Source organism: Adlercreutzia aquisgranensis (assembly GCF_943193145.1).
Classification (GTDB): Bacteria; Actinomycetota; Coriobacteriia; order Coriobacteriales; family Eggerthellaceae; genus Xiamenia; species Xiamenia aquisgranensis.
In genome coordinates, this window is the sequence record NZ_CALPDA010000007.1 from 147,758 (window position 1) to 156,666 (window position 8,909).

Sequence of the window (8,909 nt, forward strand, 5' to 3'; positions counted from 1 at the left end):
GATTGCTGGCCGAGGACGAGCAAAGCCTCGAGGAGTATATGGCCCACCTGCGCATAGAGCGCGGCTCGTCGGTGCGCACGCTGGAGGCCTACGGGCGCGACCTGAAGGACTTCCGGGAGTTTCTGGAGCGCCACGACGGCAGCAGCCTGTCCACGGCCGACCGCAACGCCATCATCGCCTACGAGGCCGACCTGGCTGCCCGGGGGTTCGCGCCTGCAAGCATCGAGCGGCACGTGTCGTCGATCAAAGGCTTCTGCAAGTTCCTGGTGCGGGAAGGGCTTGCCAAGCACAACCCGGCCGATACGGTGCCCCTGCCCGGGAAGCCCGACCGGTTGCCCGACGTGCTGAGCGTGGAGCAGGTAAACGCCCTCATGGATGCGCTGCCCGAGAGCGACAAGCCCGCCGACCTGCGGAATCGCGCAATGTTGGAGATGCTCTACGGCTGCGGGTTGCGCGTAAGCGAGCTGTCGGGTTTGAACCTGGGCGACCTCGTGCTCGACGACGGCTATTTGCGGGTGTTCGGCAAGGGGAGCAAGGAGCGCATCACCCCCATATCGGGAGCGGCGCTGCGGGCGCTTTCGGCCTATCTGGAAAAGGGAAGGTCGCAGCTGCAGAAGCCCTACACGCCGGTGAACTCTGCGGTGTTCCTGAACGCGCGGGGCGGGCGGCTCAGCCGCCAGAGCGTCCATGCCGTGGTTGCGCGGGCGGGGCTTGCCATCGGCGTGGAGAACCTGCACCCGCACACGCTGCGCCACTCCTTCGCCACCCATCTGCTGGAAGGCGGCGCCGATCTGCGCGTCATCCAGGAGATACTGGGGCATTCGGACATCTCGACCACCCAGATCTACACCCACGTTTCCCGCGCCCACATCCGCGAGGAGTACCTGGCGGCCCACCCGCGGGCGAAGGTACGCCCGGAGTCTGCCTGAGCGGCCCGCCCGAGCCCGGCTCCTACAGAAGCATACGGTCTTCGGGACGTTCGAAGGGGTCGATCAGCGACAGCAGGTTTCGCAGCTGGATGTTCAGGTTGTTGTTCGAGGTGTTGAGCAGGCACAGCGTAGGGTAGTCGACCCAGAGGTAGTCCTTCGACCGCGCGACGTCCCCGAAGAGCTCTTCTGCGCGCTCGGCATCCAGTTCGATGAGCACGTTGCGATTCTCCTCGCAGTAGAAGCGCCCGCCCTCCTCGGAGAGCACCACGTCGCGTACCACGCCCTCGCCGCTCTCCAGCAACGCCAGCACGGCCGACTCCGCGCTATCGGGCTCGTCGCTGCAGCCAGCTTCCCGCTGCAGCGTAGGGGAGAGCTCGGCCGTATCGAAGCAGCCCGGTTCCCTCCTGACGCGCACCAGGTACCGAACGCCTTCCTCGCTTCTGCTGATGACCAGGGCGAAGGTCGCCATCCCCTGCGCCTCGAAGAGCGGCTGCCTCCAGCGGGCCACCTCGCGCCCCTCTATGGCGATGTCGAAGAAGCCCACGGAGAACGGGTAGCCCTCCCGATGGCGAAACGCCGTGGCGTCGTCGTCGAACTCCCAGTCCGCAAGCTCGCCGAGGCCTACGATGCGCCGCGTGGAGAAGTCGAACATCTTCGCGTTGCAGAGGCGTTCGGTGACGCGGGCGACCTTGAAGGCGTCCGGCTGTCCGGCGAGCGAGTCGACAAGCTGCCGGTCGGCCCCGCCGCCCTCGAGCACGCCCGCGGAGGGAGGCCCCCACAGCGACCAGGGGATGCAGGAGAGCACGGTTCGGGTGTCCATGTTCACCAGGTTCGGGTAGCGCATGAGCCGCTTGACCTGGCCGACGGTCATCCACCTATGGCTGGGCAGCGCCTCCACCTCCCCCTCGGCGAGCACCACCACGTTGCGGTTTCGCTTGCCCAGGAAGCGCGAGGACTGCTCGGACTGCACCTGGTCCACCAGCGTGCGCGTGCGCGGCCCGCCCGAGCCGTCGCGCAGGAAGTACTCCAGGTAGGCCGGGCGCCCGCCGCCGTGCAGGCGCAGGAAGTTCGAGCGGGTGGCCTGGATGGTGGGCGAGACCTGCACCCTGTTGACGTTGCCGGGCTCGATTTTGGCCTGCATGAGGAAGTGGGCGGTCCCGTCGAACACCTTCGCCACGACGCCCAGGTAGCCGATCTCGCCCTGCAGCAGCACCGGCTGGGCCAGCTCGCGCTCCCCCTCGGCCACCTCGAGGCCCGCCACCTGGAAGAACGACCCGGCGGGGTTGCCGATGCGCCCGGTGGCCCCGTCGAGCCGCCACGGGTCGCACCGCTCGAGCGGAACGCGGGATATGCTCACCTCTGTGGCCTCGTTGCGCTCGCGCACCCACCCGAGCAGCGCCTCGAAGGGCTCCAGCCCCTCGTCGGCGGCCCAGGAGCGCCAGAACGCGTCGACGGTCTGCTTGTCGGGGGCCACAGCGCGTTCCCTAGGAGAGGATGTCGAAGACGCCGGAGAGCACGCGGTCCACGTCGGCCGCCGTCATGTCCGCGTGCAGCGGCAGGCGCAGGGTGCGCGAGCCCAGATCCTCGGTCACCGGGCAGTCCCGCGGGTCGTTGCCCAGCCTGCGGCCCATGGGGGCGGAGTGCAGCGGCACGTAGCAGATGTAGGCCATGACGCCGCGCTCCTTCAGGCCCTCCACCAGGCGGGTGCGCGTGTCCTCGTCGGGCAGCACGACGTTGTACATGTGGGCGTTGTGCTCGACGTGGCCGGGCACAACAAGCCGGCGCAGGCGCCCGTCCGCCTCCAGCGGCGCCAGCTCGCGCTCGTAGGCCTGCCATACCGCCATGCGCTTGCCCATGATCTCGTCGTAGCGCTCCATCTGCGCGTGCAGCACGGCCGCCAGCACGTCCGAGGGCAGGAAGGAAGATCCCAGGTCGTGCCAGGTGTACTTGTCGGTCCAGCCGCGCAGCACCTGGCGGCGGTTGGTGCCCTTCTCGCGTATGATCTCGGCGCGCTCCAGGAACCGCCCCTCGTTGAGCACGATGGCGCCGCCCTCGCCCATGACGTAGTTCTTCGTCTCGTGGAAGCTGTAGCAGCCGAACTCCGAGAGCGTGCCGGCAGGGCGCCCCTTGTAGGTCGACCCCACCGCCTGGGCGGCGTCCTCGATGACGAACAGGCCGCGCTCGGCGGCCACGGCGTCGATGGCGTCCATCTCGGCGGGGACGCCGGCGTAGTCGATGGCGTAGACGGCGCGGGTTCGGTCGGTGATAAGCCCCTCCACCAGCGACTCGTCCATGTTGAGCGTGTCGGGCCGCACGTCGCAGAACACGGGCCTGGCGCCCCGCAGCAGGAAGGCGTTGACCGTGGAGGAGAACGTGAAGGACGGCACGATCACCTCGTCGCCGGGCTGCAGGTCGATCAGTATCGAGGCCATCTCCAGCGCCGCGGTGCCCGAGGTGGTCAGCAGCATGCGCTCGATGCCGAAGCGCTCGCGGAACTGCTCGTAGACCTTGAAGGTGTACGAGCCGTCGCCGGAGGTCTTGCCGTTGCGCAGCGCGTCGAGGGCGTAGCGCTCCTCAAGCTCGGTGATGGATGCCTTGTTGAAGGGGATCATAGGGGCCTTTCGTTCGGTGTCGGGTGCGGGTCCGCATCGCCTTTCGGCGCGTTGACGACGGTCCGCACGACGTACTGGGGCATGCGGTTCAACGTCATGAAGACGCGTCCTACGTATTCGCCAACCATGCCCGCGACCGCGCACAGGGCGCCTGTCGATGCCGCCACGAGGGCGGCCAGGAGCAGCAGCCCGGAGCCGAGGGCAACGCCGGCAATCAGGAACGCCGCGAAGAGGAGGGCGAACAGCCCTCCGGCTGCGAACGCGATCCGCAACGGGGCGATGGAGAAGTTCGTGAACCCGTTCATCCACACCCGCAGCAGCTTCTTCAGCGTGTAGCCGGTGGTCCCTTCCATGCGGGGCCGGTCGCTCATGGGGACCAACGCCACTCGGTCGGTCGCCTGGAAGAGAAGGCCCGAGAGGTAGGGGTAGGGGCCTTCGTAGGAGACGACGTGCCGAAGCACCATACGGTCGAACGCGAAGAAGTTCGACATGGTGAAGTCCTCGGGCAGGCCTATGACCTTGCGTGCCATCCAGGTGTTCACGGCGCTTCCGAGGTTCTTGAAGCCGCTCTGGTGCTTGCGTCCGTACTCCGCCACGGCCAGATCGGCGCCTTCGTTGAGGGCGGCAAGCAGCTTCGGGGTTTGGTCAACGGGACACTGCCCGTCGTCGTCGAGCGTGACGATCAGGCGCCCTTGCGCCATGCGGTAGCCTGCCATGCGCGCGTTGGTCTGGCCGAAGTTGCGCCCGAACTCAACCACCCGCAGCCAGGGGCGCAGGCGTGCGGCCTCGGCGAGCACGGCGAACACGTTGTCGGGGGAGCCGTCCACGACGCAGACGACCTCGAAGGCCCCAAGGCCCGCCTCCTGCGCGGTGCGCTCTATCTCGGCCACGACGCTCATCACGGTGCGCTCGCTGCGGTAGCAGGGGATGACGAAGGAGACTTCGGGCCGGTTCCGGGAAACGGGCGCTTGGTCGATGCTGGCGGTTGCGTTCACGCTAGGCCACCCCATCCCGCGTCGAATCGCCGCGGCTGCCGGCGTAGATGGCGTAGCCGAACCGGGTGGAGCTGTCCTGCACCCGGGCGTCCGGGTCGTGGTCCTTCAGTTCGCGCCGCAGGCAGGCAAGCCCGCGTCCGTCGATGAGCTGCCGGTCGAATCGCTCCAGCTCGCCGTCCTCGAAGGCGAACCGCACGCACGCCTCGTCGAAATGAGCCCCCCGCGCCAGGTCCGGCTCGCGCCCGCAGGCGACGTCGATCACCATGCGTAGGAAGTCGTAGCCGGTGGACAGCTGCACGAGATCCGATCCTATGAAGTCCCCGCCCATGCGGGCACCGATCTCCACGATGCGCACCTCGCCCGCGGGGGTGAGGAAGAACTCGGTGTGCGACGCCCCGTAGCGGATGCCGAGGGCGTCGAGCCCCGCGAAGACGGCGGCCTCCACGGACGGGACGAGCTTTGCGGGGATGCCCGAGGGCTCGTCGTGGCCGTGCTCGATGAAGTGAGGCGCGCCGCTCGTGTGCTTCCGCGTGAGGGCCAGCAGACGGTGGCGGCCCTCGAAGGAGATGCACTCGCAGCTGTACTCGTCGCCGACTATGAACTCCTCGACGACCGCCTGGCCGGCAAAGGAAGCCTCGCAGGCCTGCCTCACGGCGTCGGCGAGCTCGTCTGCGGAGTCGACCCGGTTGACCGCGCGGCTGCCGGACCTGTCGACCGGCTTCACGATCAGGGGGTAGGGCAGCGACGCAGGCTCGGCCGGAAGGTTGTCGGGCGAGGCGAGCAGGTGCGAGGGCACGGGCACGCCGGCGGCCTCGAAGGCCTCGCGCATGAGGAACTTGTTCGTGGACACCTCGTCGCAACGCTCGTCGTTGGCGGGGTTGCCCAGGGCCCGCTGCACATGGTTCACCGTGAGCACGGCCAGGTCAGATCCGATCGAGACGGCCGCGTCCGCCCCGATGCGCCGGCATTCCTCAAGAATCGCGTCGCGCTCCACGATGCTCACCGGGTGGAACGCATCCGCCGTCCGCTCGCCCACGTCCCCTGCCGCCCAGGCGAACACGTGGGTCTCGTAGCCCATCTCCCGGGCTTTGAGTATCAGCGGGTTCTGGAACTCGTTGGCGCCTATGATCGCAAGCTTTCTCATAGCACTCCTGTATCGTCGCTGCGAAGGGGGAGGGTCTGCTCCCAGTCGAGGATCGGCGAGGGTTCCGGGGGAAGCGAGAACTTGTAGACGCCGGCAGTTTCGTTAAGGACGTCCACCAACTCGACGTTTACCGGCCCGTACTCCGACTCGAGGTAATCGCTGACAACTTCGACGTAGTCGCCTCGCTCGAGATTGCTGATGTAGTAAACGTTGTCGGACAGCAAAGTCCTTCCATCCAGAAACCCGTCAATTCCGTTTGCTTCCAGCTGCTTGTTGTAAGCTCCGGTTCTCGTATAGCTTCCGCCCGATATGATGAGGTTCGTCAGGTCGCCGTCGTACGTTCTGAACGGGTCGTAGGAGTCGTAGGAGTTGGAGACCGAATAATCGTGGACGAAGACGTCGTCGGGATGTTGCAGTGCGTAGTTCTCGATCGCCGCCATTTGAGGAATCGAGTAAGAGTCTCTTTTCCTGAGTTTCTCTATGTCGCTAGCGGCGGAGACGGAGCCGAACAGCACGGAGACGGCGAGTACTGCGGCCATGGAGCCTTTTGCCGCGAGAGGCAGTTGTGGCAGTCGGTGGGAAGACCCGTGCTTGCCGATTTTTCGGTTGGGGATACACGCTGCTGCGTTCAGACCGCCGACTAGCTGAAACAAAAAACAAGAAGCAGCTGGCAGCGCGACGGTTAAGAAAAGGCGCAGGAGCCAGCGTCCCGACAGACACAAGTACAGGCAGAGGCAAAAGGAGACAAGCGCCACGACGACAGTCCACGAGCAAAAGGCAATGGATGAACGACGGTTTCGTCTCCACAGAAGAGCCCCCGCCAGAAAGCTTGTCAGACCCAGGCCGGCAACGACGACCAGGTCGCCCCGAGCCGTTTCGTTTTCTTTGAACAGGCTATATCCTAGGCTGATGGCGTCCCTTATCGATGGCTGGATCGTTGCCGTTTCAGGAGACTGGACAATATGCTCCAGGGCGGGTGTGTCGATTGCTTCGTCTACGTAGATCAGCGATCTGGCTAGATTGAAGACCTCTTCAGACCACCCTGCTGCCAGGTACATGTCCGGAGCTTCTTCGTACGAGGGCCGAACATGATCTTGGAACTCTATGCGCCATTGGTTGTAGGCGCCGTAGGATGAGTTGTCCCCTATGCGCTGCAACAGCGTGTCGAATCCGTAGAAGCATGCGACGACAAGCAGCGCGGCGAGAAGCGGACGAGCGGCCCATTTCAGCGTATCCGCTTTGATGCGATTGCGAAATCCGCTTTTTGAATAAAGGAGAATTCTTCCCACGCAGAGCAACCAGAAAACGGAGCAGCAAATACCCGCTGATTTCCGCTCGATGAAGGCAAGGGCGAGAAGCAGCAGGGAAAGGCAGAAGTAGCGCCGGTTTTGCTGCGTGCTGAGTCCTGTATCGCCTATGCAAAGGCAGAGCGCACACGACGCCGCGCCGAGCGTTGCGGCGGTGGTGGTGAACTGCATTCTCTGGACGGGATACAGGTAAACCGTGGCAAGGAGCGCCGCCAAGATGAGCGTGGGCCACAGCACAGAGCGATTCGGCGGTGTTATGCGAACCAAGCAGCCGCCGATGACGGACAGCCCGGCAAGCAGGAAAGACAGCTCTACGATCGAGTACCACTGAACACTATCCGTTATACGGTAGAGCAGAGACATGAGAAAGCCGAATGCCGAGTTGAAAAAGGTGAGCTGGAAGTACGGATCTCCGGTTTTCTCGCCCGAAATCGTCATCATCATGTTGTAATCATCTACGGTGTCGAAGACGATTCCCCTGCTCATCGCAATGACGATGAATGCAACTAGGCACAGAGCGGAGGAGTAGGCGAAGGGGTGGTTCCGAACTGCTTTCACCCAGTGCGCGGCTGGCATGCTGCTGGCATGCGCCGGGTTTCTGTCGTCGATGGCGAAGGGCATGCTACAGGGACGACAATCGCTCTATAAGGCGCTCTCGCTCCGCTGCTAGCGCCGATGTGCAGTCTGAGAGTGCGTTGCCTGCGGCCACGATCTGCCCGATGCATTGGCCTGCATCCTCGGTTCGAGCCGATGCGAAAAGGATGGTGCTGCGGATATTGGGATCGATGCAGCGTATCGGGGAATAGCCGTTGCACCGATATCCGTCGGCATAGACCATCTCCGATGCGAGGGCTTTGCGGCGGCTGGGAGCGATGTCGCCTATGGCCTCCCCTAAAGCTATCCTGACGATCAGCTCGTAGTAATCGACCCCCAGCAGCTCGCCGGTGAGCTCCGGCAAACCGTTCGCGCCGGCTCGGCCCGTAAGCTCAAGGATGCAGAGTCCTTCGGCTCCCCCGCGGTAGTCGATGTTGACCGCGCAGTTGTCGAAGCCGCATGCGGCAATTGCTTTTCGTCCAAGGCAAACGGCTTCGTTTACAAGCTCCTGGTGTTCGAACGGGTAGTAATGGATATAGGGCTTGGGATTGGCGCCCCCCGTCATCAGGTCGCCGTGGGCCTGGATGAAGACCACATCTCCGTTGCTGACGATTGCTTGCGCACCAAACTCTATGCCGCCGAGGTACTCCTCGACCAGACAGAATCCCTCCTCAGCGAGGATTTCCTCCGCTTTTTCGCAGGCGTTGCACAGCGTTTCGCATATGAATACGCCCGCGCTTCCTTGCGAGCGCGACAGTTTGAGAACGAGCGGTAGACCGAATTCGTCGGCGATACCGATCAGCTCGCTAGGGGAGCCAATGACGCGGTATCGCGCAGAAGGCACGTCGTGGTCCGAGAGCGTTTCTTTGAGAGCTCTCTTGTCGAAGCACAGGCGCGAGGATGCTTCGGAGGGCCCGGGAAGACCCAGAGTGTCGACAACTCGTCCGAGCGATTGCATCGCGGTATCCATGCAACTGGTAACGACGGCGTCCGCATGCTGCTCCTTCGCGGCTGCGAGCACCGCTTCTGGGTCGGATATGTCAACGATGGCAATTTCGTCGGCGTACTGAAACCCTGGATATTCTCCTGCGATGCTTGCCGCTACGGATCGGTGCCCGAGGTTCCTGATGGCTTTGTAGAGCCCGACTTGCCCGCGTCCGGCTCCAAGCACCATTACTGTTTTGGCGGTATTGATTGGCATGGTGTCAGCCCGGTTTCTAGATGCCTGCGTCCTGCTCCTGGTTGGACACGAGGAACAGGTGCTGGCCGTACTTGGTCTTGTTGGAGCGCGTCGAGGCGATGCGCTTGAGCTGCTCGCGGTCGATGAA

General features: G+C 64.4%; 7 protein-coding genes. 1 reads left to right on the top strand and 6 read right to left on the bottom strand.

Annotated elements, in window-relative coordinates:
- Positions 1–2: 2 nt before the first annotated feature.
- Positions 3–929, top strand: coding sequence for a site-specific tyrosine recombinase XerD (gene xerD / locus NFR41_RS05840; protein WP_285833855.1), 927 nt, complete (start codon positions 3–5; stop codon positions 927–929).
- Positions 930–951: 22 nt separating this feature from the next.
- Here xerD and NFR41_RS05845 read toward each other — a convergent pair whose 3' ends face one another.
- From NFR41_RS05845 to NFR41_RS05870, 6 genes are read right to left on the bottom strand one after another with little or no spacing between them, the layout of a single operon-like run.
- Positions 952–2,403, bottom strand: a complete 1,452-nt coding sequence (locus NFR41_RS05845) for an NDP-hexose 2,3-dehydratase family protein (RefSeq protein ID WP_251231082.1) — start codon at positions 2,401–2,403, stop codon at positions 952–954.
- Positions 2,404–2,413: 10 nt separating this feature from the next.
- A complete protein-coding gene (gene rffA, locus NFR41_RS05850) occupies positions 2,414–3,541 on the bottom strand; it encodes a dTDP-4-amino-4,6-dideoxygalactose transaminase (protein WP_251231083.1) in 1,128 nt (375 codons plus the stop codon).
- A complete protein-coding gene (locus tag NFR41_RS05855) occupies positions 3,538–4,536 on the bottom strand; it encodes a glycosyltransferase (protein ID WP_160214307.1) in 999 nt (332 codons plus the stop codon). The genes rffA and NFR41_RS05855 overlap by 4 nt, the downstream gene beginning before the upstream one ends.
- A gap of 1 nt (position 4,537) precedes the next feature.
- A complete protein-coding gene (locus tag NFR41_RS05860) occupies positions 4,538–5,680 on the bottom strand; it encodes an ATP-grasp domain-containing protein (protein ID WP_160214306.1) in 1,143 nt (380 codons plus the stop codon).
- Positions 5,677–7,608, bottom strand: a complete 1,932-nt coding sequence (locus NFR41_RS05865) for a hypothetical protein (protein WP_251231084.1) — start codon at positions 7,606–7,608, stop codon at positions 5,677–5,679. The genes NFR41_RS05860 and NFR41_RS05865 overlap by 4 nt, the downstream gene beginning before the upstream one ends.
- Position 7,609: 1 nt before the next feature.
- The gene (locus tag NFR41_RS05870; protein ID WP_251231085.1) at positions 7,610–8,782 is read right to left on the bottom strand and encodes an ATP-grasp domain-containing protein; all 1,173 of its coding nucleotides are present in this window, start codon (positions 8,780–8,782) and stop codon (positions 7,610–7,612) included.
- Positions 8,783–8,909 lie beyond the last annotated feature (127 nt).